This window comes from Streptomyces sp. NPDC002577, assembly GCF_053594815.1.
This window is the reverse complement of the sequence record NZ_JBSFWK010000027.1, coordinates 69,575-96,263: the sequence shown is the minus strand read 5'-3', so window position 1 is coordinate 96,263 and position 26,689 is coordinate 69,575. Positions and strand designations below refer to the sequence as shown.

The 26,689-nt window shown below is 70.5% G+C and carries 16 protein-coding genes; 5 read left to right on the top strand and 11 right to left on the bottom strand.

Annotation, left to right across the window (positions count from 1 at the left end):
• Window positions 1–21: 21 nt before the first annotated feature.
• From ACWD4J_RS28170 to ACWD4J_RS28160, 3 genes are all read left to right on the top strand, one after another.
• Window positions 22–441 (top strand): MerR family transcriptional regulator, encoded by a 420-nt coding sequence (locus tag ACWD4J_RS28170; RefSeq protein WP_451398235.1) that lies wholly within the window; start codon window positions 22–24, stop codon window positions 439–441.
• 5 nt (window positions 442–446) lie between these two features.
• Window positions 447–779, top strand: coding sequence for a thioredoxin (trxA, locus tag ACWD4J_RS28165; RefSeq protein ID WP_451398234.1), 333 nt, complete (start codon window positions 447–449; stop codon window positions 777–779).
• 165 nt (window positions 780–944) lie between these two features.
• Window positions 945–3,254: a HelD family protein gene (locus ACWD4J_RS28160; RefSeq protein ID WP_451398233.1), complete on the top strand. Its 2,310-nt coding sequence runs from the start codon at window positions 945–947 to the stop codon at window positions 3,252–3,254.
• 86 nt (window positions 3,255–3,340) lie between these two features.
• On the opposite strand, the gene glgB is transcribed toward ACWD4J_RS28160, so the two are convergent.
• The 5 genes from glgB to ACWD4J_RS28135 form a co-directional block, all read right to left on the bottom strand.
• On the bottom strand, window positions 3,341–6,514 hold the full coding sequence (gene glgB, locus ACWD4J_RS28155; protein ID WP_451398232.1) for a 1,4-alpha-glucan branching enzyme: 3,174 nt from the start codon (window positions 6,512–6,514) through the stop codon (window positions 3,341–3,343).
• A 95-nt stretch (window positions 6,515–6,609) separates the two neighbouring features.
• Window positions 6,610–8,058, bottom strand: a complete 1,449-nt coding sequence (locus ACWD4J_RS28150) for a maltokinase N-terminal cap-like domain-containing protein (protein WP_451398231.1) — start codon at window positions 8,056–8,058, stop codon at window positions 6,610–6,612.
• A 231-nt stretch (window positions 8,059–8,289) separates the two neighbouring features.
• Window positions 8,290–9,993, bottom strand: a complete 1,704-nt coding sequence (gene treS, locus ACWD4J_RS28145) for a maltose alpha-D-glucosyltransferase (RefSeq protein ID WP_451398230.1) — start codon at window positions 9,991–9,993, stop codon at window positions 8,290–8,292.
• Window positions 9,990–12,077 (bottom strand): alpha-1,4-glucan--maltose-1-phosphate maltosyltransferase, encoded by a 2,088-nt coding sequence (locus ACWD4J_RS28140; protein ID WP_451398229.1) that lies wholly within the window; start codon window positions 12,075–12,077, stop codon window positions 9,990–9,992. Before ACWD4J_RS28140 ends, treS begins: the two co-directional genes overlap by 4 nt.
• Before the next feature lie 333 nt (window positions 12,078–12,410).
• A complete protein-coding gene (locus ACWD4J_RS28135) occupies window positions 12,411–13,616 on the bottom strand; it encodes a S8 family peptidase (RefSeq protein ID WP_451398228.1) in 1,206 nt (401 codons plus the stop codon).
• A 423-nt stretch (window positions 13,617–14,039) separates the two neighbouring features.
• Here ACWD4J_RS28135 and glgP point away from each other — a divergent pair, with 423 nt between their 5' ends.
• Window positions 14,040–16,673: an alpha-glucan family phosphorylase gene (gene glgP / locus ACWD4J_RS28130; protein WP_451398227.1), complete on the top strand. Its 2,634-nt coding sequence runs from the start codon at window positions 14,040–14,042 to the stop codon at window positions 16,671–16,673.
• A gap of 78 nt (window positions 16,674–16,751) precedes the next feature.
• Here glgP and ACWD4J_RS28125 read toward each other — a convergent pair whose 3' ends face one another.
• From ACWD4J_RS28125 to ACWD4J_RS28100, 6 genes are all read right to left on the bottom strand, one after another.
• Window positions 16,752–18,596: a hypothetical protein gene (locus tag ACWD4J_RS28125; RefSeq protein ID WP_451398226.1), complete on the bottom strand. Its 1,845-nt coding sequence runs from the start codon at window positions 18,594–18,596 to the stop codon at window positions 16,752–16,754.
• 49 nt (window positions 18,597–18,645) lie between these two features.
• The gene (locus ACWD4J_RS28120) at window positions 18,646–20,364 is read right to left on the bottom strand and encodes a hypothetical protein (protein WP_451398225.1); all 1,719 of its coding nucleotides are present in this window, start codon (window positions 20,362–20,364) and stop codon (window positions 18,646–18,648) included.
• 2 nt (window positions 20,365–20,366) lie between these two features.
• Window positions 20,367–21,269, bottom strand: coding sequence for a carbohydrate ABC transporter permease (locus ACWD4J_RS28115; protein WP_451398224.1), 903 nt, complete (start codon window positions 21,267–21,269; stop codon window positions 20,367–20,369).
• Window positions 21,266–22,177: a carbohydrate ABC transporter permease gene (locus ACWD4J_RS28110; RefSeq protein WP_451398223.1), complete on the bottom strand. Its 912-nt coding sequence runs from the start codon at window positions 22,175–22,177 to the stop codon at window positions 21,266–21,268. Before ACWD4J_RS28110 ends, ACWD4J_RS28115 begins: the two co-directional genes overlap by 4 nt.
• A 112-nt stretch (window positions 22,178–22,289) precedes the next feature.
• Window positions 22,290–23,618 (bottom strand): ABC transporter substrate-binding protein, encoded by a 1,329-nt coding sequence (locus ACWD4J_RS28105; protein ID WP_451398222.1) that lies wholly within the window; start codon window positions 23,616–23,618, stop codon window positions 22,290–22,292.
• 391 nt (window positions 23,619–24,009) lie between these two features.
• The gene (locus ACWD4J_RS28100) at window positions 24,010–25,350 is read right to left on the bottom strand and encodes an ROK family protein (protein ID WP_451398221.1); all 1,341 of its coding nucleotides are present in this window, start codon (window positions 25,348–25,350) and stop codon (window positions 24,010–24,012) included.
• A gap of 361 nt (window positions 25,351–25,711) precedes the next feature.
• Between ACWD4J_RS28100 and ACWD4J_RS28095 the strand changes: the two genes are divergently transcribed.
• Window positions 25,712–26,623 (top strand): BadF/BadG/BcrA/BcrD ATPase family protein, encoded by a 912-nt coding sequence (locus tag ACWD4J_RS28095; RefSeq protein ID WP_451398254.1) that lies wholly within the window; start codon window positions 25,712–25,714, stop codon window positions 26,621–26,623.
• Window positions 26,624–26,689: the final 66 nt, after the last annotated feature.

Sequence of the window (26,689 nt, the reverse complement as noted above, 5' to 3'; positions counted from 1 at the left end):
TCAAGGACTACGGTCGCTCGCATGCGAATCGGCGAACTGGCAGCCCGGGCCGGGACGACCACGCGGGCACTGCGGTACTACGAGTCGCGGGGGCTGCTGCCCGCGCGGCGCGGCAGCAACGGGTACCGCACGTACGACGAGCGGGATCTGCGGCTGCTGCAGCAGATCAGGACCCTGCAGGACTTCGGGTTCGACCTGGAGGAGACCAGGCCGTTCGTGGACTGTCTGCGGGCCGGTCATCCGGCCGGCGACTCGTGCCCCGCGTCGCTCGCCGTCTACCGGCGAAAACTCGCCGAACTGGACGCGCTCATCGGCGAGCTGGCCGCCGTACGGGACGGGGTCCGCGCGCAGTTGGAGCGGGCCGAGCAGGCGCGCGACGAGCTGGCGGCCGAGGCGGGGGCTCCGGGTGGTCCGGAGCCGCACTGCGAGCTGGGAAGGTGACGGAAATGATCAAGGCGGCAGGCGTGGCCGAGGTGACCGACGCGGACTTCGAGTCGGAGGTGGTGGCGTCGGGCGTACCGGTCCTGGTCGAGTTCACGGCGGACTGGTGCGGCCCGTGCCGGCAGCTCGCGCCGGTGCTGAGCGACATCGCCCGGGAGGAGAGCGACCGGCTGAAGGTCGTACAGCTGGACGTGGACGCGAATCCGCAGACGACGATCGCGTACGGCGTGCTGTCGATGCCGACGCTCATGCTCTTCCGCGACGGCGAACCCGTGAAGTCGATGGTGGGCGCGCGCCCGAAGAGGAGGCTGCTGGCGGAGCTGGCCGACGTGCTCTGAACCCGGCGGACCGCAGCGGACCGAACAAGAAATCCCCCGGCGCAATTGCGTCGGGGGATTTCTTTGGCGTATATTCAATCTTTCGTGACTTCAGGCCGGTTGAGTCACGGAGAAGTTCAATGACGACACTATATCCGGGCGGGAGCGGAATTGTCAAACGGGCGCATGGAAAAAGGTCGTAATACACCGGGTGTGGACGAGGAATTGCAGCGCGAACAGGAATTCATCGACGGCCTCTACGCGCGCGTGGACGCGCTGCGCGGCGGCACCGAGGCCGAACTGGCGGGCGCGCTGGCCCCGGTCGGCAACGGCCTGCAGGCACGGCTCGAACGGGATGTGCTGGTCGCCGAACGCTCCGGTCTGCTCGCCGCACTCAATGCGGTGGACGGTTCGCTCTGCTTCGGGCGTATCGATCTCACGGAGGGAACGACCCATCACATCGGACGCGTCGGAATCCGCGAGGACAATGCCGAGCGCACCCCGGTTCTGATCGACTGGCGCGCCCCCGTCGCCCGCCCCTTCTATCTCGCCACCGGCCATACGCCGATGGGCCTGCGCCGCCGCCGGCACATCACCATGAAGGGCCGCACGGTAACCGAACTGCACGACGAGATCCTCGACCTCGACGACGCAACCCGCACCGGCCATGAGGACCCGACCGGTGACGCGGTGCTGCTGGCCGCCCTGAACGCGGCGCGCACCGGCCGCATGGGCGACATCGTGCAGACCATCCAGGCCGAGCAGGACCGCATCATCCGCGCCCCGCACCGCGGCGTCCTCGTCGTCGAGGGCGGCCCCGGCACCGGCAAGACGGCGGTGGCGCTGCACCGGGCCGCGTATCTCCTCTACGAGCACCGCGAACTGCTCGCCAAGCGGGCCGTGTTGATCGTCGGCCCGAACCCGGCGTTCCTCGGCTACATCGGCGAGGTCCTGCCGTCGCTCGGCGAGACGGGCGTGCTGCTCGCGACGATGGGCGAGCTGTATCCCGGCGTACGGGCCACCGGCACGGACACCCCGCACGCGGCCGCGGTCAAGGGCCGCGCGGAGATGGCGGACGTCCTCGCAGCCGTCGTCGGCGACCGGCAGGCGCTGCCCGACCCGGTGCTCACCATCGAGCACGACCGGGAGGTGCTGCTGCTCGACGACGACCTCGTACGGGTGGCCCGCGACCGCACCCGCGCGACCGGCCTGCCGCACAACGTGGCCCGCGAGCACTTCGAGGGCCACATCCTCAACACCCTCACCGACATGGTCGCCGAGCGCATCGGCACCGACCCGTACGACGGCACGAACCTGCTCGACGCGAGCGACATCACCCAGATCCGCGACGAGCTCGCCGAGAACCCCGAGGTGTGGTCGGCCGTCGACGAGCTGTGGCCGCGGCTCACCCCGCAGCAGCTGGTCGCCGGATTCCTGGCCGATCCCTCCCACCTGTCCGACGAGGACGCCGCGGCGATCCGGCGCCCTTCCCCCAGTGCCTTGAGGGCCCGGGAGGTGCCCTCATCGCGCGCGTGGACCCCCGCCGACGTGCCCCTCCTCGACGAGGCCGCCGAACTCCTCGGCGAGGACGAGCGGATCGTGCGGGCCGCGGCAGACCGGGAGCGGCGCGAGCAGATCGCGTTCGCGCAGGGCGTCCTGGACGTCTCGTACGCCTCGCGGACCTACGAGTTCGAGGACAAGGAGGACAGTGACCCCGACGGCTCCGAGGTCCTGTCCGCGCACGACATCATCGACGCCGAGCGGATGGCGGAGCGGCACGAGGAGGCCGACCACCGCAGCGCCGCAGAGCGGGCCGCCGCCGACCGTACCTGGGCGTTCGGCCACATCATCGTCGACGAGGCGCAGGAGCTGTCGCCGATGGCGTGGCGGCTGCTGATGCGCCGCTGCCCGACGCGCTCCATGACGCTGGTCGGCGACCCGGCCCAGACGGCGGAGGAGGCCGGCGTCGGCTCCTGGGAGAAGATCCTCGAGCCGTACGTCGAGGACCGCTGGGAGCACAACCGGCTCGGCGTCAACTACCGCACGCCCGCCGAGATCATGGACGTGGCGGCCGCCGTGCTCCGCGCCGAGCATCCCGGCTTCGAACCGCCGAGCTCGGTGCGGTCGACGGGGGACCGCCCCTGGGCGCGCGCCACCACCAGGGCCGAACTTGCGGGCACGGTCGCGAAGGCCGTCGCCGAGACGGCCCCCGCCGAGGGCCGGCTCGCGGTCATCGCGCCTCGCGACCTGCACCGCGAACTCGCCGCGCAGCTGCCGGGTGTCACGGCCGGAGCCGAACCGGACCTGACGCACCCGGTGGTCCTGCTCGACCCGCGTCAGTCGAAGGGTCTGGAGTTCGACACGGTCCTGGTCGTCGAGCCGTCCCGCTACGGCACGAGCGACCTGTACGTGGCCCTGACGAGGGCGACGCAGGCCTTGGGCGTCATCCACAGCACCCCGCTGCCGGAGGCACTTATCAGCCTGTCCGGCGTTTGAGGACGAGGCCGTTCAGGCCGATAGAAGGGGGTCCGGGGGGCGAAGCCCCCCGGGGTACGGGACGGGCAGGGGCGGAGGGGGCGAACTCAGGCCGGCCGCAACCACACCGTGGCAAGCGGCGGCAGCGTGAGCCGGATGCTCGCAGGGCGCCCATGAGCGCCCTGCGGCTCCGGCTTGACCGGGTCGGGGTTGTGCACGTCGCCACCCCCGTACCGCGCCCGGTCGGTGTTCAGCACCTCGTGCCACGCGGGCACGTCGTCGGGAACCCCCAGCCGGTACTCGTGACGCACCACCGGCGAGAAGTTGGAGACGACCAGAAGCGGGGAGCCCTCCGCGTCATGGCGCAGGAACGCGAAGACGTTGTCCTCCGACGCGTTGCCCTCGATCCAGGCGAACCCGGCCGGGTCCGTGTCCCGCTCCCACAGGGCGGGTTCGCGCACGTACACCGCGTTCAGGTCACGCACCAGATCCCGTACGCCCCGGTGGTCGGGCTCTGCCGAGTAGGCCGGGTCGAGCAGCCACCAGTCCGGGCCGTGGCTCTCCGACCACTCGGCGCCCTGCGCGAACTCCTGTCCCATGAAGAGGAGCTGCTTGCCGGGGTGGGCCCACATGAAGCCCAGATACGCACGGTGGTTGGCGCGCTGCTGCCACCAGTCGCCCGGCATCTTCGACACCAGCGAGCCCTTGCCGTGCACCACCTCGTCGTGCGAGATGGGCAGCACGTAGTTCTCGCTGTAGGCGTACACCATCGAGAACGTCATCTCGTGGTGGTGGTACTTGCGGTGCACGGGCTCGTGCGACACATAGCCCAGCGAGTCGTGCATCCAGCCCATGTTCCACTTCAGGCCGAAGCCGAGACCGCCGAAGCCGCCCGGGCCGACGTGGTGCGTGGCGCGCGTGACACCGTCCCAGGCCGTGGACTCCTCGGCGACGGTGACGACGCCCGGCACCCGCCGGTACACCGTGGCGTTCATCTCCTGCAGGAACGCCACCGCGTCCAGGTTCTCCCGGCCGCCGTACACGTTCGGGGTCCACTGGCCGTACTCGCGCGAGTAGTCGAGATAGAGCATCGAGGCGACGGCGTCGACGCGGAGCCCGTCGATGTGGAACTCCTCGCACCAGTAGACCGCGTTCGCCACCAGGAAGTTGCGGACCTCGTCGCGACCGTAGTCGAACTCCAGCGTGCCCCAGTCGGGGTGCGCGGCCCGCTGCGGGTCCTGGGGCTCGTACAGGGGAGTCCCGTCGAACTCGGCCAGCGCCCAGTCGTCGCGCGGGAAGTGCGCCGGGACCCAGTCCATGAGCACGCCGATGCCAGCCCGGTGCAACGCGTCGATCAGGTACTTGAAGTCGTCGGGGGTGCCCATACGGGCCGTCGGGGCGTAGAACCCGGTGACCTGGTAGCCCCACGAGCCGCCGAAGGGATGCTCGGCGACGGGCATCAGCTCGACGTGTGTGAAACCCAGGTCGTTGACGTACGCGGGGAGCTGCTCGGCCAGCTGGCGGTACGTGAGCCCCGGCCGCCAGGACGGCAGATGCAGCTCGTAGACCGAGAACGGCGACTCGTGCACGGGACGGGCGGCGCCGCGCCTCGCCATCCACTCGTCGTCCCGCCAGACGTGGTGCGACTCGTCGATCACCGACGCGTTGGCGGGCGGGACCTCCGTACGGCGGGCCAGCGGGTCCGCCCGCACCGTCTTCGAGCCGTCGGGCCGGGTGATCTCGTACTTGTACAGCTCGCCCACGCCGAGCGACGGCACGAACAGCTCCCAGATGCCGGACGAGCCCAGCGAGCGCATCGGGTAGCCGGTGCCGTCCCAGTAGTTGAAGTTCCCGACCACCCGCACGCCGCGTGCGTTCGGCGCCCACACCGTGAAGCGGGTGCCGGTCACCCCCTGGTGCACCATCGGCCGCGCACCGAGCGCCATCCACAGCTGCTCGTGCCGGCCCTCGCCGATCAGATGCAGATCGAGTTCACCGAGCGCGGGCAGGAAGCGGTACGGGTCGTGGGTCTCGACCTCGGCTCCTTCGTACGTCACGAGCAGCTTGTAGTCGGGAATGTCCCGCAGCGGCAGCACACCGGAGAAGAAACCGTCGCCGTCGTCGTGCAGTTCCGCCCGCAGCCCCTTGCCGACGACCGAGACCGACCGCGCGTACGGCCGCAGCACACGGAACACGACGCCGGCGCGCACCGGGTGGGCACCGAGCACCGAGTGCGGGGCGTGGTGCGTACCGCTGAGGAGCCGCTCCCGGTCGTCGTACGGCACGGGGTCGGCGGGCCGCCCGCCAGGCCGTCCCGGAGGGGAGTTCCTGGGCCCGTTCCCTTTGCCGGACGCGCCCTGCTCGGCGGCGGCATTGCCGGACTCGGCGTTGTTCGGGGCCGCTTCCCCGCCGGACGCGTTGCCGGGGACGGGTGCCCCGGGAGCCGTCCCGCCGGAACCGCCCGCTGCGGGGGACGCTTCGCCGGCTGCGGGGTCTTTGGCCGCCGCCATGGCCGGGGTGGTGTTCTGCTGTGCGGCGTTGCCCGAGACCGGGATCGCGCGGGACGCCCCGCTCGAGGCGGCCGTCGCACCGGCTGCCCGGCCGGGGGCAGTCCCTGAGGCCGTTTCATGGGAAGCGGCTGCTGCGCGTGTCGCCTCGCCGGCTGCGGGGTTCCCCGCAGCCGCCGTGGTCCTGGCGGTCTCGGCCGGGACCGCGTCGCCCGCGGCGGCTGCCGCGCGGGCAGCCTCGCTCGACGCGGCCGCCGAAGCCGTCCGGATCGCCCCGGCCGAGGGGGTTGTCCCGGCGGTCACCCGGCCGGAGGCGGCCGTACCCGCCTCGCGGGCCGTCTCGCTGAGAGCGGTCCCGGGCTGTTCCTTGCGTTCCTTGCCTGAAGCGGCCTTCCCAGTCACTGTCTTCTCCGAAGCCGCCGTGTCGGTCACTGCCTGGCCGGTCACTGCCTTGTCCGTCGCCGTCCCGCTCGTACTGGTCGCCTGCGATTCCGCCCCGCCGGCCTTCGCCTCCTTCGCGGCGACGCCCTTGCCGGAGGTCCTCGACGTCCTCGACGTCCGTGGCGTGCTCGACGTGCTCTTCGGCGACGTGCTCTTCGCGGAGCCGCCGTCCGGTTTCGCCGATGTCTTCTTCGTCTCCTTCTTGGCGGCACCGGCGCCGGAACCCGCGGCGCCCTCGGAGCTCGGTTCCGCTGATCGCGGCGCGGGCGGTGCGGGCGGCGCGGCCGGAGCCTCGGACTCGTCGGACGGCTTGCGGGCTGGTGGGCGGGTCACGGGGGAGGCCTCCTCGGAGGGCATCGTGTCGGTCGCGGGGCTTGTCGGCGGGTCGTGGCGGTCGTGGGCGGTTCGTGCGCGTCGATGGGCCGATGTCAGCGGCCCGGGCCGGGGTCGCGGGCCGACGCGGCGAGCCGGCGTACGGCGGCCAGCGGTACGGGCAGCCAGTCGGGCCGGTGCCGGGCCTCGTAGAGGACCTCGTACACCGCCTTGTCCGTCTCGTAGGCGCGCAGTATCACGGGCTCGGTGCGCGGGTCGCTGCCCGACACCTCGGCGTACCCCCTGCAGTACGCGGCCCGGCAGGTGTCGGCCCACTCGGGCGCCCACGGCTGGTGGGAGCGTGCGGCGTAGTCGAAGGAGCGGAGCATGCCCGCGACATCCCGCACCGTCGGCTGCGGCATCCGGCGTTCGGCGAGCGGACGCGCCGGCTCGCCCTCGAAGTCGATGAGCGACCACTCTCCGGCCGGCGAGCGCAGACACTGCCCCAGGTGCAGATCGCCGTGGACGCGCTGGGCCGTCCAGGTCTGACCCTCGGCGCCCAGCTGGGCCAGCGCGTCGAAGGCGGAGCGCAGCCCGGGAGCGTACGGGCGCAGGGCGGGCACCGCCTGGGCGGTCGCTTCGAGGCGCTCCGTCATCCCGCGGGCGAGGAGTTCCACCTGGGCACGGCCCAGCGTCGCGGTGGGCAGCGCACGGCCGAGCGCGAGGTGCACTTCGGCGGTCGCGCGGCCGAGGGCCCGCGCCTCCCCGCTGAAGTCCTCGCCCTTGGCGAGCATGCGCAGCGCCAGCTCCCAGCCGTCCGCGGACCCCTTGAGATAGGGCTGCAGCACGCCGAGTACGAGCGGTTCCGCCGCAGGACCCGGCTCGTGCGACTCGAACCAGGCGACCGGCGCCGGCACCCGGCCGCAGCCCTGCCGGGCCAGCGCCCGCGGCAGCTCCAGGTCCGGGTTCACACCGGGGACCACACGCCGGAACAGTTTCAGGATGAACGTATCTCCGTAGACGAGCGATGTGTTGGACTGCTCCGCGCCCAGCGCGCGCGGCACCAGCCCGAACGGGATGTCCACGCGGGTGTCGCGCCCGAACTGCAGCTCCCCGAGCCGCCCGGGCAGCCGCAGCCGCTCGAGCAGCAGCTCGGCGATGTGCGGATCGTGCAGCCCCTCGTACACGGTCTGCCCGGCCAGCGGGCCGTGGGTCACGTGCCCGATCAGTGCGGGCGCGAGATGCGGGGGCAGCGCCTTCCGTACGCCGATCAGCAGCTGGTAGCAGTCGGTGTGCGGGGCGCTGCTGTGTCCCGGCGTGCCGGCGGTGTGTATGGGCTGATGGTGCTGCTCCGCCTGGACGAGGAGGTGGAGGACACCGGGGGAAGTCAGGGGCGGCTCCACCAGTTCGGTCGCGGAGACCAGCGCGAAGCCGGTGACGGGCCTTCCCTTGCCGGCGAACCAGCGCTGCCGCGGCAGCCACTCACGCAACAGGGGATCGAGCGACGCCAGCAGGTCGGGAGGCGCGATGGACGTCGTACCCCTGCGGGTGGCGGCTTCCGACATGGCGTCGCGTCCTTTCCCCGGGCACCCACAGAAATGCGCGTCAAGTGTCCCGGAATGCGGCAAATGCTGTGCGGCTGTGCGGGACGTGTCGGGTGAGGATGGTCCGTACGGGATCGACCGGTACGACAGGTTCGGCCCGTGCGACGGGCTCGACCGGTGCGACACCGTACGGACTCGGTGATGGTCACAGTTCCCAGGGCGGGGCGGCGGAAACCGCCCCGCCGCCCGGAACTACGCGGCGCCTTCCTTGCGCAGCCGGAACCAGTAGAAGCCGTGCCCGGCGAGGGTCAGCAGATACGGCAGCTCACCGATGGCCGGGAACCGCACCCCGCCGATCAGCTCCACCGGATGCCGGCCGTCGAAGGCCTGCAGATCGAGCTCCGTCGGCTGCGCGAAGCGCGAGAAGTTGTTCACGCACAGGACCAGGTCGTCCTTGTACTCGCGCAGGAAGGCCAGCACGGCGGGGTTCGACGAGGGCAGCTCGGTGAACGAGCCGAGCCCGAACGCCATGTTCTGCTTGCGGATCTCGATCATCCGGCGCGTCCAGTGCAGCAGCGAGGACGGGGACGACATCGACGCCTCGACGTTGGTGACCTGGTAGCCGTAGACCGGGTCCATGATCGTCGGAAGGAAGAGCCGCCCCGGGTCGCAGGACGAGAAGCCCGCGTTGCGGTCGGGTGTCCACTGCATCGGTGTCCGCACCGCGTCGCGGTCGCCGAGCCAGATGTTGTCGCCCATCCCGATCTCGTCGCCGTAGTACAGGATCGGCGAGCCGGGCAGCGACAGCAGCAGGGCCGTGAACAGCTCGATCTGGTTGCGGTCGTTGTCCAGCAGCGGTGCCAGTCGGCGGCGAATGCCGATGTTGGCGCGCATGCGCGGATCCTTGGCGTACTCCGCGTACATGTAGTCGCGCTCTTCGTCCGTGACCATCTCGAGCGTGAGCTCGTCGTGGTTGCGCAGGAAGATGCCCCACTGGCACTTGGTGGGGATCTCCGGCGTCTTGGCCAGGATCTCCGAGACCGGGTAGCGCGACTCCCTGCGGACCGCCATGAAGATGCGCGGCATCACCGGGAAGTGGAACGCCATGTGGCACTCGTCGCCGCCGATCGCGTAGTCGCCGAAGTAGTCGACGACGTCCTCGGGCCACTGGTTGGCCTCTGCCAGCAGGACCGTGTCCGGGTAGTGGGCGTCGATCTCCTTGCGGACCCGCTTGAGGAACTCGTGCGTGGCCGGGAGGTTCTCGCAGTTGGTGCCCTCTTCCGCGTACAGATACGGCACCGCGTCCAGCCGGAAGCCGTCGATGCCGAGGTCCAGCCAGAAGCGCAGCGCGGCGAGGATCTCCTCCTGCACGGCGGGGTTCTCGTAGTTCAGGTCCGGCTGGTGGGCGAAGAAGCGGTGGAAGAAGTACTGCTTGCGGACCGGGTCGAAGGTCCAGTTGGACACCTCGGTGTCGACGAAGATGATCCGCGCGTCCTGGTACTGCTTGTCGTCGTCGGCCCACATGTAGTAGTCGCCGTAGGGGCCGTCGGGGTGGGCGCGGGACTCCTGGAACCACGGGTGCTGGTCGCTGGTGTGGTTCATGACGAAGTCGATGATCACCCGCATACCACGCTGGTGAGCGGCGTCCACGAACTCCACGAAGTCGGCGAGGTCACCGAACTCGGGCAGGACGGCCGTGTAGTCGGAGACGTCGTAGCCCCCGTCGCGCAGTGGCGATTTGAAGAAGGGCGGCAGCCACAGGCAGTCGACGCCGAGCCACTGCAGATAGTCGAGTTTGGCGGTGATGCCCTTCAGATCTCCGACGCCGTCGCCGTTGCTGTCCTGGAACGAGCGGACCAGTACCTCGTAGAAGACGGCTCGCTTGAACCACTCCGGGTCCCTCTCCTGGGCGGGAGTGTCCTCGAAGGTGTCCGGGACGGGTTCGTTGACGATCATGTTGTGGGTGACCCTCCGATCGGTGAGGACGGTCGCAGGACGTTGAAGACGTGCGCGGGCGCTCGACCCGGCTCCAGGCGCACGTAATTGGCCCTGCCCCATTGGTAGGTCGTTCCGGTGAGCTCGTCGCGCACCGGGACGGTGTCGTGCCAGTTCAGTCCTAGCAGCGGCATGTCCAACGAGATCGTCGCCTCCTGGGTGTGGTGCGGGTCCAAGTTGGCGACGACCAGAATCGTGTTCGAACCGTTGCGCTTTGAGTACGCGATGATCGCGTCCTGGTCCGAGTGGTGAAAGTGCAGGTCACGCAGTTGCTGAAGGGCCGGATTGAGGCGCCGGATCCGGTTCAGCGTGGTGATGAGGGGCGCAATGGTGTTCCCCGTGCGCTCTGCGGTCTTCCAGTCGCGCGGGCGCAGCTCGTACTTCTCGGAGTTCAGATACTCCTCGCTGCCCTCGCGCAGCGGGACGTTCTCGCACAGTTCGTATCCGCTGTAGACGCCCCAGGTCGGCGAGAGCGTGGCGGCCAGCACGGCCCGCACCTCGAAGGCGGGCCGACCGCCCTTCTGCAGGTAGGCGTGGAGGATGTCGGGCGTGTTCACGAAGAAGTTGGGCCGCATAGAGGCGGCCGCGTCCCCGGACAGCTCGGTGAGGTAGTCGGTCAGCTCCTGCTTGCTGTTGCGCCAGGTGAAGTACGTGTACGACTGCTGGAAGCCGATCGCGCCGAGTGTGCGCATCATCGCCGGGCGGGTGAACGCCTCGGCCAGGAAGATCACGTCCGGGTCGGTGCGGTTGATCTCGGCGATGACCTTCTCCCAGAACACCACCGGCTTGGTGTGCGGGTTGTCCACGCGGAAGATCCGCACCCCGTGGTCCATCCAGTGCCGCAGCACCCGCACGGTCTCGGCGACCAGGCCCTTCATGTCCCGGTCGAAGGCGATCGGGTAGATGTCCTGGTACTTCTTCGGCGGGTTCTCCGCGTACGCGATGGTGCCGTCCGGCCGGTGGTGGAACCACTCGGGATGCTTCTGGACCCACGGGTGGTCGGGGGAGCACTGCAGCGCGAAGTCGAGAGCGATCTCGAGGCGCAGCTCCGTGGCCTTGCGCACGAAGGCGTCGAAGTCCTCGATCGTGCCGAGGTCCGGGTGGATGGCGTCGTGCCCGCCCTCAGGGGAGCCGATGGCCCACGGCACACCGACGTCGTCCGGACCCGCCGACAGGGTGTTGTTCGGTCCCTTGCGGAACGTTGTGCCGATGGGGTGAACCGGCGGCAGGTACACCACGTCGAAGCCCATCGCCGCGATCGCGGGCAGGCGCTCGGCCGCGGTCCGGAAGGTGCCGCTGACAGCGGGCCTGCCTTCCTCGACGACCGCGCCCTCCGAGCGCGGGAAGAACTCGTACCAGGAGCCGAACAGCGCCCGCTTCCGCTCGACCAGCAGCGTCAGGGGCTCTGAGGAGGTCACCAGCTCGCGCAGCGGGTAGCGGGCGAGCACCTCGTCCAGCTCGGACGTGAGCGCCGCCGCCAGCCGGGACGCGGCCGGGCGCCCGGTGTCGCGCAGTGCGTCCACCGCGGCCAGCAGGGCCTCACGGCCGCCGTCGGCCTTGGGCACCCCCTTGGCCGCCCGCTCGTACAGCAGGGCGCCCTCCTCCAGGACCAGCTCCGTGTCCTGGCCGGCGGGGATCTTGATCCGTGCGTGGTGGCGCCAGGTGCTGACCGGATCGCTCCAGGCCTCCACCGCATACGTCCAGCGGCCCTCGGCGTCGGGCCTGACCGTCGCGCCCCAGCGGTCGGTGCCCGGTGCCAGCTCGCGCATCGGAGTCCACGGCCCGCTGCGGCCTTCCGGATCGTGCAGTACGACGTTGGCCGCCACCGCGTCATGGCCCTCGCGGAAGACGGTCGCGGTGATCTGGAACGCCTCGCCCGCCACGGCCTTCGCGGGCCTGCGACCGCAGTCGACGAGGGGGTGGACATCCAGAACGGGGATGCGGCCGATCATGGGATCACCTGGGGAGTCTCTATGGAGGGGTGTGGGCGATATGCCCTTTGCCCTTTGTATCTGTGGTGTCGACGACTGGCGCGTTGCGGGCATGACCGCTCCTGTCCGCGTTCACTCATTCGGAGGGGCGCCGATGGCGCTCCGACTGTTCTGGTGTCAGGAGGGGGGTTGGCCGATACGAAGGTATGAAGAGGGTCTAACACGGGAAACGGACGGCGAGGTGTCCGAGAGGTTTCTGTGCGTACCGGATGAGCCTTCCCCACGTCCTCGGGTGGGCAATCCGGTGGAGTGTTAACTACTCGCGCGTAGGTGCGCACACAACACCGGCCCCGCCGCGGAGACGGGGCCGGTGCCATGAACACGCCTTTCTCGACGGCTTTTCCTTCGCCAGTGCCCCGAGGGGCCCGAGAGGTACCCCCCAGGCTGCTACGGGTTGTTGACCTGGAGAAGCTTGTTGGGCGAGCCGGGCAGTGCGCCGGTGATCCTGCCGGACACGGCCCGGTCGACGAGAGCCTTGCTCACGTCGGCCGGAGATGCCCAGGCGTGGTCGGCCAGATAGAGCGCGGCAGCGCCCGCGGCGTGCGGCGCCGCCATGGACGTACCGGAGAAGGTCGCCTCGCCCGTGTCGTCAGCGTATGACGCCGATGTGATGTCCACACCGGGAGCGAACAGGTCCACTCGCGCTCCCCAGTTCGAGAAGCTCGCCCGGGCGTCCTTCTGGTCGGTCGCGCCGACCGTGATCGCCTCCCGCACCCGGGCGGGTGAGTCGAGGGAGGCCGGGAGCCCCTCGTTCCCCGCGGCCACCGTGTACGTCACACCGGAGGCGATCGAGTTGCGCACCGCCGCGTCCAGCTGGGCGCTGGCGGGACCGCCCAGGCTCATGTTGGCGACCGCCGGCTTGTGCGCGTGCTTCGTCACCCAGTCGATCCCGGCGATGACCTGTGCCGTCGTGCCGCTGCCCGCGTCGTCGAGTACGCGTACGGCGACGACGTTCGCCTTCTTCGCCACGCCGAACCTCGTGCCCACGGCGGTGGCCGCCACATGGGTGCCGTGGCCGTTGCCGTCCTGGGCGACGGCGTCGTTGTCGACGAAGTCCCAGCCGCTGCTCGCCCGGCCGCCGAAGTCCTCGTGCGTGGTGCGGATGCCGGTGTCGATGACGTACACCGTCACTCCCTGGCCCGCGGACTCCGGCCAGGTGTAGGACTTGTCGAGCGGCAGGTCGTCCTGGTCGATGCGGTCGAGGCCCCAGGACGGCGGGTTCTGCTGGTTGTGGTCCACGGTCACCTTCGCGTCCTGGACGACCGAGGCGACCTTCGGGTCGGCCGCCAGACGCCGGGCCTCCGTGGCGTCCGCTCGCACCGCGTACCCGTTGAGTGCCGTGCTGTAGGTGTGGCTGATTTTCGCCCCGTACTTCGACGCGATGGCCTTGCCGGCGTCCGACGGGGCCTTCGTTCCCCCCTTGAGCGTCACGATGTAGCTGCCGCTGACGGAACCGGGTGCCCCGGCCCCCAGAACGAGCCCCTCCGCGGGGGCCGCATGCGCCGGCAGGGTGACGGCCGAAAGCACCGCGGCCGTGGTGACCGCGGTGAGAGCCCCTCCCCAGCGCAGACGCTGTGTACGCGTCAGTGCCATGTCGTGAGTTCCCCTCCTCAACTCGACATGCGCCGGGCAGAGTTCAGCCGCTGGTGCTGGTCTGTCGATCCCCCCGCCGACGCCACTTGGCAGCCTCTCGTGCGGTGTGAAGCGCTACAAGACCACCGGAGGGGGCGGAATCGGCCATATCGCCCGTGATGAGCTCGTGAAGGCTGCGAAGGTTGCGGCGATTTCCGGACACGTGTGCGGGCTGGGGGGCCGGCGCCCGCCGGGGGAGAGCGCCGACCACATCCCGTGCACCGGTGGACACACTGTGCGCCGTGGTTACGAGGCTGCCGCGCCGCTAGTGTCGAAGTCACGTGACATGCCTTGAGGGGCCCGTACCGTAATCACTGAGGCACCCCGACGGTGATCAACCACCTCCGCAAGAGCGGCGCCATCTCAGCGCCAAAGAGGAGCCACGTGAAGGCCATCCGTCGATTTACCGTACGTCCCGTTCTCCCCGAACCCCTCCGTCCGCTGAGCGACCTCGCGCGGAATCTGCGCTGGTCGTGGCATGCGGAGACGCGTGATCTCTTCGAGTCCGTCGACCCGGGGAGGTGGGCCGACTCGCTGGGCGACCCGGTGCGGCTGCTGGGCAGCGTGCCGTCCGAGCGCCTGAGCGAGCTCGCCCGGGACCAGCAGTTCCTGCAGCGGCTCGGCACCGTCGCCGCCGATCTGCAGGACTATGTGAGCGGCGACCGCTGGTACCAGCAGCAGTCCGCCGAACTGCCCGCCGCCATCGCCTATTTCTCGCCCGAGTTCGGCATCACCGCCGCGCTTCCGCAGTACTCCGGAGGGCTCGGCATCCTCGCGGGCGACCATCTCAAAGCGGCCAGCGACCTCGGCGTACCGCTGATCGGGGTCGGCCTGCTCTACCGGCACGGATACTTCCGGCAGACGCTGTCTCGCGACGGCTGGCAGCAGGAGCACTACCCCGTCCTCGACCCGAACGAGCTGCCGCTCTCCCTGCTGCGAGAGGAGGACGGCACCCCCAGCCAGGTCGAGATCGCGATGCCCGGCGGAAAGTCGCTGCGCGCGCACATCTGGCTGGCCCAGGTCGGCCGCGTACCGCTGCTGATGCTCGACTCCGACGTCGAGGAGAACGACCTCGGCGAGCGCGACGTGACCGACCGGCTGTACGGCGGCGGCAGCGAGCACCGGCTGCTGCAGGAGATGCTCCTCGGCATAGGAGGTGTGCGGGCCGTCCGGACGTACTGCCGGCTGACCGGGCACCCGGAACCCGAGGTGTTCCACACCAACGAGGGGCACGCCGGATTCCTCGGCCTCGAACGCATCCATGAGCTCGCCGGGCAGGGGCTGCACGGCCCGGGCCTGGACTTCGACTCCGCGCTCGAGGCCGTGCGCGCCGGGACCGTCTTCACCACCCACACGCCCGTCCCGGCGGGCATCGACCGGTTCGACCGCGAACTCGTCGCCCGCCACTTCGGGCCGCACGCCGAGCTGCCCGGCATCGACGTCGAGCGGATCCTGCGGCTCGGCATGGAGACCTACCCCGGCGGTGAGCCGAACCTCTTCAACATGGCCGTCATGGGGCTGCGCCTCGGCCAGCGCGCGAACGGCGTCTCGCTGCTGCACGGCCGTGTCAGCCGCGAGATGTTCGCCGGGCTCTGGCCGGGCTTCGACCCCGAAGAGGTCCCCATCACCTCCGTCACCAACGGCGTCCACGCCCCGACCTGGGTCGCCCCCGAGGTCTTCCGCCTCGGCTCCCGGCAGACCGGCGGACGGCGCGCCGAGGAGGCGCTCGCGGTCGGCGGCGCCGAACGCTGGGACACCGTCGCCGACATCCCCGACCAGGACATCTGGGACCTGCGCCGCGTCCTGCGCGAGCAGCTGGTCACCGAGGTACGCAAACGGCTGTACACGTCCTGGCGGCAGCGCGGCGCCGGCGCGGCCGAGCTCGGCTGGATCGACAGCGTCCTCGACCCGGACGTGCTGACGATCGGCTTCGCCCGGCGTGTCCCCTCGTACAAGCGCCTGACGCTGATGCTGCGCGACCGCGACCGGCTGATGGAGCTTCTGCTGCACCCGGAGCACCCCATCCAGATCGTGGTCGCGGGCAAGGCGCACCCCGCGGACGACGGCGGCAAACGGCTCATCCAGGAGCTCGTGCGCTTCACCGACGACCCGCGCGTGCGCCATCGCATCGTCTTCCTGCCCGACTACGGGATGGCGATGGCGACGAAGCTCTACCCCGGCTGCGACGTCTGGCTCAACAACCCGCTGCGACCGCTGGAGGCCTGCGGCACATCCGGTATGAAGGCGGCACTGAACGGCTGTCTGAACCTGTCCGTCCTCGACGGCTGGTGGGACGAATGGTTCAAGCCCGACTTCGGCTGGGCGATCCCCACCGCCGACGGCTCGGGCATGGACACCGACCGGCGTGACGACCTGGAGGCGCAGGCGCTCTACGACCTGCTGGAGCAGCGGGTCACCCCCCGCTTCTACGAGCGCGGTCCCGAGGGCCTGCCGGACCGCTGGATCGACATGGTCCGCCAGACGCTGACCCAGCTCGGCCCCAAGGTCCTCGCCGGGCGCATGGTCCGGGAGTACGTGGAGCGGCTCTACGCACCGGCCGCCCGCGCCCACCGTGCGATGGACCCGGAGTCGGCGCGGGAGCTCGCCGTCTGGAAGTCCCGGGTGCGCGGCGCCTGGGGGCAGGTCGCCGTGGACCACGTCGAGGTCTCGGCCGCCACGGCGACCGCCGAGCTCGGGTCGACGCTGGGCGTGCGGGTCCGCGTACGCCTCGGCGACCTGCAGCCGGACGACGTCGAGGTGCAGGTCGTCGCGGGCCGCGTCGACTCCGAGGACCGCATCGCGGACGCGTCCGTGGTCGCGCTGAAACCCGCGGGCGGCCCCGACCTCGAGGGCCGCTGGGTCTACGAGGGGCCGCTCTCCCTGGACCGCACCGGGCCCTACGGGTACACGGTGCGGATCCTGCCCTCGCACCGGCTGCTGGGTTCACCCGCCGAGCTCGGCCTGGTGGCGGTGCCTTCCGAGGCCACCGGGGAGGAAGCCGGGGTTCTGATGCGGTGACGGCTGCGGAGCGGCATTGACGCGGACTGCACCGGTCGGGTCGTCAGCCCGGCCGGTGCAGTCCCGCTGTTCAGATCCTCAGCCCCGCTGCCGCAGCTCCAGCACCGGCTCGCCCGTGGCGTCCCCCTCGGGCGGGCCGATCACCGCGGAGAACGCCTCGGTCGTGACGAGCAGACCCGCGTCGGTGCGTTCGAAGGACGGAGCGAACGGCTCGTCGCCGCGGGCGGGTCCGTAGCGGACGGCGAAGACGGTCAGTCCGTCCGGGGCGCCCGGCACGGGCTCGGACTCCAGGGCGGTGGTCGCGACGGTGTGGCGCCAGCCGTCGTCGGGGTTGCCGTAGCCGCGCGGGTCGGCGGCGAGCGCGAACGCCGCCTGTTCCTGGGTGAGTTCGGCACGGGCGTCGAAGTACTCCACGCCCTGCGTCTGCGGGTGGGTCAGGCGTAGCGCACCTGCCGACGCCACCGCGCCCTCGGCCGTCCGGCGCACGCGGTCGCCGTCGTCCGCCGCGTACGGCAGACCGGCGAGCAGATACGGGTCTCCGGGCAGGCGTTCGACGGCAACCGTCGTCCACAGGCTCGTGCCGTCGGTGACGTAGAGGGACCGCACGTGCCGCAGGACGTGGTCTCGGCCGACCACCGGCTTGGTGACCAGCTTGGCCGCCAGGCCGTCGCTGCGCACGTCCCGTACCCGGATCCGACCCATGGGACGGCAGAACACGAATCCGCCCACCACGGGACCGAAGCCGTGCTGGCGGCCCACGGCCGCAGGCAGGTAGTAGGTGCCGCCCGCCTCGACGACAGACGGGGTCATACGGTCGTCGAACGCCACCGAGACGGTGCCCGCCCGGAGCTGGTGGCGTACGGGCTCGGCCGAGGGTGTGCGGTGCCAGCGTGTGGGGTCCTGGATCTGCCAGACCAGCATCCAGGCGAAGTGGCCGTCGACCCCGCCGTCCGGCTTGGCCGCGTGCCGCCCCCAGCGGGTGTCGCCCCGATAGCGGCCCAGGTCGGAGCCGATGCGGCGGCTGAAGTAGCGCAGGCCGAGGACCGACTCGAAGCCGGAGTGCTGCTCGCTGTAGCGGGGACCGCCGTTGTCGAAGCCGCCGCCGGTGAGGCGGGCGTCGATGTAGCGGGCGAGCGCGTCGCCGTCCTCCGCGAAGATCTCCTCGCCGCTGACCCGGTGGGCCTGGGCGAGGAAGGAGAGGGAGATCGGGCCGTAGTTGTTGTCGTAGGCGCCGCCGTGCTCGGGGGGCAGCAGCGCGCCCCGGTCGCGTACCCGGTGGGCGCGGATCTCCTCGGCGTACAACTCGATCGCCCGGGAGCGGACCGCCTCTCCCTCCGCCGGCGGGAGGTGACGCGCCAGCATCAGGCCGCCGACCACGCACCCGATGGCCTGGTTGCCGGCCTCCTGCGGGTTGAAGAAGGTCGCCTCGGTCAGCCAGCGCCAGTAGCCCCGCGCCACCTCGAGCAGTCGGGCTCGCTGGTCGATGTCGATCAGGCCGTCCGGCGCGTCGAGGATGTTGACCGTCTGGAGCAGCGCCCACACCGTGCTCGGCCAGTCGCCGATGGGGTGGGCGCCCGCCTCCAGGACGTAACGGGCGCACGGGAAGCCCGAGTTGCGGATTCTCAGGTTCGGGTAGCCGGGGTTGTCCTCGGTGTAGACCCGCTCGCGCAGGTGGAAGGCGAGGCTGCGGTGCACCGGCTCCGGCAGGCGCGGGTCTTTTGTGCGCTGTTGGGCGAGCACCAGCAGAGAGGTGAGGCCGAGGGAGGTGTCGCCGATGTCGTCGACGCAATCGGGGTGCTCGAGGTTGCCCTCCGGCGTCATCCGCCGCAGAGCCTGCTCGACCACGTCGGCGAGGACGGCGTCGTAGGCCTCGGGGCTGTCCGGCAGGTCGTGCAGGGGGCCGCGCTGGTGGGGGAGGTGCACGGGGATCAGTCCTTCATGCCTGAGGTGGCCATGGCGTGGGTCGTCGGGGTCACACGACAGGTGCGGGCCGGCGGGCGCGCAGTGCGACGGACAGTGTGTGCGGGCCGTGTCCACCGATGTAGACGCGGTTCCCGGTCGTCGCATCGGTGCCGCCCACCACGGTGTAGTCCTGCCCCGGGTCGTAGCGCAGTACGTCGCTCCGGTCCGGCCCGGCCAGCGGTTCGCCTGCCTCGACGTCGGCCTCGACCCGGATCTCGTCGTCACCGACCCGGTAGGTCATCGGCCCGGTCGTCAGGCACCAGCGTCCGTCGCCGATCGGTACGGCGCCCTCTGGCACGCCACCCGGCCGGAAGGTCAGTTCGAGGGCCCAGGGCACCCGTGGTCCGCTGATGTCGATCCGCAGGTCGGCACCGTCTTCCCTCAGGTCCACCTCGACGCGGGTCGTGTGTGAGACCTCGTCCCGGGGCCGGTCCGGGAAGGCCATCGCGGCCGAGAAGCGTCCCTCGTCCGCCATACGGTAGGCGCCGTCGTCCCGTCGCCGGCCCGGCGGGAGCGGCTGGTAGTAGGCGGCCGTGAGGGTTTCGGTGAGCCGGTAGCGGCTGTCGGCGAGGCGTTGCATGCCGGCGGCGCGGAACGGGCCCATGTCGAAGAACCCCCGCGAGAGACGGACCGCGTCGAGGACGGCGTCGCCGGCGAACAGGCGCAGGAAGGTGGGATTGCAGGCGAGGCCCGAGCGGATGCGCCGGTGTTCGGGCACGTCGGAGCCGCCGTACACCACCGTGTGCGCGCCGGCCGAGGCGCGTGCGGCGAGGCGCGCGGTGGTGATGTACCGCTCGCGCGGAAATGTCTCCGCAGCCGGTGTCGGCAGGGCCCGGCACAGGTCCGGGGTGAGGAGGGTCTCGGCGAGCAGGTCGGGGTCGTCGATGCCGCCGGTGGCCGCCAGCTGCGCCGCCCGGCTGAAGTCGCCCCGGCCGGTGCGGATCGCGAGCAGCCGGTAGTGCGGCAGATAGGGCGCCAGCGGGAACGGGTGGTTCTGGTCCTGCCGTCGCGAGTGGACGGTCTCCACCGTGCCGTCCGGCCTGATGAGGTCCAGGGTGGTGGCGAGATTGCGTTCGACGGCGTGCAGCAGGTCGGCGCGGCCGAGGACGCCGGCCAGCAGCAGCAGTGAAGGGTTGGACACGTGGGCCGCGTAGTTGGCGCTCCGTTCCGCGTACAGGCCCTCCGCGTCGATGTCGACGCCCTCGGAGAGCCACTCCTCGATGCGGTCGAGCAGCCGGTCGTCGGGGAACGACCGGTGCAGTCGGGCCAGCGCCGCGCACAGCTCCCAGCGGTGGTTCGGGGTGTGCACCCCACCGGTCAGGAGACTGCCGGAGGCGGCGCCGGCGATCTCGGCGAGCGCGGCCGTGACGTCGCGCAGTTCCGGCCCCGCGCCGGCGGCGAGGACGTGCGCGTCGCACACGTCGTTGACGGTGAACGCGGAGTCCGGCGGTGACTGCACGTTGTCGCCGCCGGCGAAGAGGCCGGTGCCGGTCTGCGTGGCCCGCAGGGCACGCAGGTGGGTCGTCGCGGCGGCGACGGCCTGTCCGCTGCCGTGCAGTTCCGAGTCCGGGGACCGGTATGCCGCGATCAGGGTCTTCACCCGCCGCGCCAGACCACGGTGCGGCACACCGGCGGGTTCCTCGTCGGGGCGGGCCGCCAGCGGGGCGGCCGGCCGGTCGGCGGCGCGGGCCACCGCGCGGACGAACTCGTGGTCGAGCGGGGTGGGCAAGGTCAGTCCTTCAGTCCGGCATTGATGTCGGCGCCCATGACGTAGCGCTGGAAGACCAGGAAGATGACGATCAGCGGGATCATCGAGATGACCGATGCGCCGAGCAGGACCGACCAGTTGATGTTCTGCGCGCCGACGATGCTCTGGATGCCGATCTGCACGGTGAACTTGTTGGGGTCGTTGAGCATCAGCAGCGGCCAGATGTAGTCGTTCCACCGCCACTGGAAGGACAGGATGGCGAGGGTCAGCATGATGGGCCGGGAGAGCGGCACCATGATCCGCAGGAAGATCGACAGTTCGCGGGCGCCGTCGATGCGTGCGGCTTCCACGAGTTCGTCGGGAACCGTCAGGAAGAACTGGCGGAACATGAAGCATCCGGTCGCGGTGAGCACGGCCGGGAGGATGATGCCGGCGAACGAGTTGTAGAGGCCGAGGTTGCGGACCACCAGGAACTCGGGGGCGAGCATGACCTCGGACGGCAGCATCGTGGTGGCCAGGATGCAGATGAAGAACGCCTTGAGCCATCTGTTGTCGTACTTGGCCAGCGCGTACCCGGTGCAGCAGCTGACGCCCACCGTGAGGATCGTCGTGATCACGCACACGATGGCCGTGTTGATGAAGTACTGGGAGAAGTTGGCGCTGTCCCACGCTGCCTTGAAACCCGACAGGGTGGGGTTGTGCGGAACCAGCGTCAGCGGATAGGAGAACAGGTCGCTGGACGGCTTGAGGGAGCTGAGGATGAACCACAGCACCGGAAACCCGTACAGGCACGCCAGGATCCACAGCAGTGTCGTCGGGGCCACCGCCCGCCGGAGCCCGCCGCTGGCCGCCCCACGGGGCCGCTTCTTGGAGACGGCTCGTTTGGGATCGGCGTCGACCGGACGTGGCAAATCTGTGGTTGTCATCGGTTCTCCACCCGCCGGTTGACGATCAGCTGGATGATCGCGACGGCCATCAGGATGAGCATGAGCACAAACGACGCGGCGCTCGCGTAGCCGATCTGGCCCCGTTTGAAGCCGGTCTCGTAGATGTACTGGACGAGCAGGTTGTTCGACGTGCCGGGTCCGCCGTTGTTGAGGGCGGCGAACACCGGGTATTCCTTCATCGCGTTGATCGTGTTGAGCAGGATGACGATGAAGGAGGTGGGCGCGATACTCGGCAGCGTGATGCTGAAGAACTGGCGCCAGGGGCCGGCGCCGTCGAGCGAGGCCGCCTCATAGTAGGACACCGGTACGTTCTTGATCGCCGCGATGAACAGCAGCATCGAGAACCCGGTCCAGGCCCAGGAGGCCGCCATCACGACCACTATCAGCGAGAGGTCCGCGTTCGACTGCCACGGAACGGCGCTGGCGCCGAACTTCTCGATGACGTAGTTGACCAGTCCGAAGTTCTCACCGAACATCCACCGCCACAGGACACCCACGACGATGGGCGACAGCAGCCATGGGATGAAGAAGATGACGCGCGCGACCGACCCGCCCTTGGCGTTCTTGCTCACCAGCAGGTTGGCGGTGAGCAGCGAGACCGCGAAGTTCAGCGGTACGAAGAGCACGGCGTACAGCAGCGTCCGGCTCAGCGCGTCGTAGAACGTGGAGTCCCCGAACAGGTTGTGGTAGTTGTCCAGTCCGATGAACTGGAACGCCCCCACGCCCGTGTAGTTCGTGAAGGAGTAGACGAGCCCGATCACCGCCGGCCAGACGAAGAACAGCGAGAAGAGCACGACATTGGCCGCGATGAGGACGAGCGGTGCAAGGGTGTACCTACTGCGTCTCCTGGGCGGGCTCGCGGACACGTCCGAGGCGCGTTTTGTCATCTTCCTGACTCCGTGCTGGTGAATGGATTGCGGTGGGTTCACGCCATGAGCCCGGCATCGTGTGGGCTTCAGGGCCGGGCGGTGGTGTCGAGACACCGCCCGGCCCTGTGGCCTACGAACCGCCGCCGACCTGCTGGTTGTAGCCGTCCACGATGTTCTGCAGGGCCTTGTCGGCCGACTGCTGGCCGTTGATCGCCTTGCCGAGCTCCGTCTTGGTCGGGTCCTCGGTGAGGCTCTTGCCCTTCAGCACCCAGTTCGTCTGCGCGCCGTTGAAGTAGCCGGAGATGGGGGCGTAGAGCGGGATCTCCTCGTTGTACAGCTTGAACGCCGCCTGCGCGGCCTCGGACTTGAAGGGGTACGTCGGGTTCAGACCGCTCTCGACGGGCAGGAACCCGGACGCCTCACAGAGCGTCTTGTAGTGGGCCGGCTCGTACAGCCAGGACAGGAACTTCTTCGCGGCGGTGGCCCCGGCGCCGTTGTTGTTGAAGCCGACCGTCATGCCGCCGCTGTTGACGTCGCTGGCCTGCACCGGCTGGGCGGGAGTCGGGACGCTCGCCCAGTCGAACTTCTTGATGCTCTCCGCGAAGGCGGGAACCTGCCACACGCCGGACCAGTAGGCGACCACGTCACCGCTCTGGAACATGGCCGACGGGTCGGCGCCGCTGGTCCACACCGACTTCGGCACGGTCTTGTCGTCGTTCAGTCCGACGAAGTACTTCACGGCCTTCTTGGTCGCCGCGTCCACCGAGAACTTGCCGGAGGAGTCCGCGTGGACGTACTTCCCGCCCATCTCGTACACCATGGCGCGGAGCCGGGACGGCGACGGGTCGAACGTCAGGGAGTACTTGGCGCCGGTCTTCTCCCGGACCTTGTTCGCCGCCTTGATGAAGTCGGTCCAGGTCCAGGTCGTCTGGGGCGAGGTCGGGAACGAGACGCCGGCCTTCTTGAACAGCGTCTTGTTGATGAACAGGCCGGACGCGGTGACGTCCGAGGGGATGGACAGCACCTTCCCGGACGAGTCCTTGGCGAGGAAGTTGGCGTTGATGTTGTTGCTCTTCTTGTTGGCGATGGAGCTGAGGTCGATCAGCTTGCTCGACCAGATCGGGTCCAGCGCCGGCACGGCCGCCACGTCGGGCAGGGAGTTCGCCTGCGCGGCGTTGTGCAGCTTCGTCGTGTAGCCGTCGTAGGGGATGTTGACGAGCTTGACCTTGACGCCGGCTTCCTTCTTGTACTGCGCCACCAGCTTCTTCCAGCCCGCGTCCTGCCCCGGAACCGTGGAGATCCAGAACGTCAGCGACTTGGCGTTGCCGCCCGAGCCGGAGTCCGACCCGCAGGCGGAGAGCAGCAGGGCACCTGCCGTGGCCACGGCAGCGAGGGGAACCATGCGGCGTATGCTGCCGCGGCCGAGTCGGCGGGAGCGCCGCACACCCACATTGATCATCTTGATCCCTTTTCGTCGTAGCAAACCGAGCACGGCGCCGGCCGCTGGTAGTGGCAGGTCCCCGTTTCCTAATCACTGGGATTGAGCGCTTCCGCGGGCCGCGGCCTCGCCCGGCCGCACCGCTTGCGTGGGTCCAAGGCCCCGGTTCACTCGCTGCCTCGCAGCGGTGGTACGAGCACGCCCTCGTACTGGGACCTCACCCGAACCGGAGTCCCGCCGGTTGTGGTAAGCGCTTGCCCGGGACCCTGGCAGATGGGGCGGGGCGGAGTCAATGTCCTGTCATAGTGCCGAGGGTCACGGTTCGGACTCGCGGCTTCCGCAAAGGGCCATGGTGCCGAGGGGCCGGGTCGAGGTCAGGGCGGGGCGCCGTGGGTCGCGGGCGGAGCCGAGGTCAGGCCGGGGCACCGTCGGTCACCGCCCGGATCCCGCGGGCCACGGCGAGGCGGGTGGCGCCCACCACCGTGCCGCTGCTGCCGAGCACGCTGGACACCACATCGGTGGGCCAGCTGAGGCGGTCCAGCTCCGCCCGCACACCGGGCAGGAGCTGCGGATTCGCGCCGATTCCGCCACCGAGCACGAGCAGGCCCGGATCGAGTACGGCGGTCACGGCCGCGGCCAGCCGGCCGACTTCCGCGGCGTGGCCGTCGACCATACGGCGCGCGGTGGGGTGGCCGGCCGCGGCGAGCGCGAAGAGCCGCTCGGCCGACTCAGGGTGGTGTCCGTCGTCCGCCTGCCAGGACGCCTCGGCCCGGCACAGCAGCGACCGGGCGCCGACGTACTCCTCCAGGGCCTCGGGGCGCGCACGCTGTTTGTCGGCCCACGGGTAGGGCAGCCGGGCCACCTCGCCCGCGGCACCGTTCGCGCCGCGCAGCACCTGGCCGCCGATCACGATGCCCAGGCCGATGCCGTATCCGACCTGCAGATAACCGAAGCTGTGGCGGCCACGCGCGGCGCCTTCGTGCAGCTCGGCGAGCGCGGCGCAGTTGACGTTGTTCTCCACGTGGACCGGTACGCCCTCGGGCAGCCCGAGGGAGTCGAAGGCGGCGGCGATACGGGGGGTTGCCGGGCGGGGACCGGGGGTGGGGCCGGGATCCGCGCCCTCGCTGCCGGCGGCGGGGGCGGCGGCGACGTCGGGGACGGCGACGACGGCGGCGCGCAGCGGGCCGGTGCCGGTGCCCGGGCCGGTCAGCTGCTCGAGGACGGACCGTACGGCGTCGGCCGGTTCCAAGCCGTCGTCGGTGGTCCGGACGGCGAGAACGGTGCCGTCCAGCGCGCAGCCGCGTACCTCGGTGTGGGTCGAGCCCAGGTCGATGGCGAGCACCGTTCCCGCGGCGGGGCCGAGGCCGTAGACGGCGGCGGAACGGCCGGTGTTGCCGTGCGCGGTGCCCGAACGGGCCGCGAGACCGGCGGCCTCCAGCTCGGTCATGGCGGCCGAGACGGTGGGCTTGGACAGGCGGGCGAGCTCGGCGAGCCGGGGGCGGGTGGCCTCGCCGGACTCGGCCAGCACGGCGAAGACGGCTCTGGCGCTGTCGGTCAGCGCCGGGGTGCGGGCAGCCGGGATGCCGTTGCGGTTGCCGCGGCCTGCGCCCGCACGGCGCCTGCCGGCTGCGCCTCGGAGGCGGTGATCGCCGCCGTCGTCCGGAGCGCGTTGGTCACCTGCGGCGTGGCTGTCGCCTGTCGCGGGGCTTTCGCCTGCGGCAGCGTGTCCGTCGCCTCTGGTGCTGAAGATCATGTGTGTGGTCCCTGTGGCTGGTTGTCGACGACGCTGTTCTGGCCGGCCGGCGATGAGGCCCTATCGGCTCTCTGCAGTCCCTTGACGCAGCCTACTTCGTTAGTTAATTTCCTAACGAACCCGTGGCGTACGCCCGCCACGCTCACCGAGGTCCGTCCCGGGGCCTCCCTACCAACCGTCCCCATCCGTAGAACAGATGACCCTGTCACGGTTCGCCCGCCGTGCGCAGCACGTCCCCACGAGGCTGCTGCGATGCGAACAAGGCGAAAGAGGCTCCGTGCAGGACTCCACACCATCCGCGCAGGACTCCACGGGGTACGCGAAGGACTCCACCCGGTCCGTGCAGGACTCCACCGGGTCCATGCAGGGCGGCCCCACACCACTCGTCCCACTCGTCGTCGGCATCGACGTGGGTGGTACGAAGACCCATCTCCGCGCCTGCTCGGGCACGGATGTCGTCGTCGACACCGTCCGCCCGAGCAGCGGCTGGCGGCCGCACGATCCCGGTGAGGCCGCACAGTGGCTCGCCGGGCTCCTCCGGGAGGCCCTGCCCGCAGACGCCAGACCCGCGTCCGTCGCCGTCGGCGCGCACGGCTGCGAATCCCCGCGTCAGGGCGCTCTCCTGCAACAGGCGCTCGGCGCCCACCTCGACGTGCCACGGCGCATCGTCAACGACGCCGAACTCCTCGTCCCCGCCCTCGGCCTCAAGCAGGGCGTCGGTCTGGTGGCGGGCACCGGCTCCGTCGCCGTCGGGCATCTCGCCGACGGGACCCTGGTGCAGGTCGGCGGCTGGGGCGCCGTCCTCGGCGACGAGGGCAGCTCGGCCGGGCTCGTGCGCGAGGCGGCACGTGCCGTCTGCGCCGCGCACGACCGGGGCTATCCCCCCGACCTCCTCGCCCGCGGGCTGCTCGCGGCCTTCGGCGTGGCCGAAGTCCCGGCGATCGGCGCGGCGCTGGAGTCCGCAGCCGATGTGTCGGCGGACTGGGGCCGGCACGCCGACGCCGTGTTCAGCGCTGCCGCAGCCGGCTCCGGCCTCGCCCACGACGTGATCGCCGCGGGAGGGCGGGCGCTGGCCGCGCTCGTGACACGACTCGCCGACCGCGGGGCCGCCGTGGACGACGTCGTCGTGGCCGGCGGAGTCATCCTGAACCAGGCCGCCCTCTACAGCGCACTCGACGACGCGCTCGGCCGGGCACTCCCCGGCACCCGACTGCACCCGCTGCGGGTCCCGCCCGTCGAGGGTGCAGTCGAACTGGCCCGCGCTCTGCTGTAGCCCGACGCCCGGACGTACCCCGCCGGACGCACCGGCCGCAGGCCACACGGCCCGTGACGTACGACC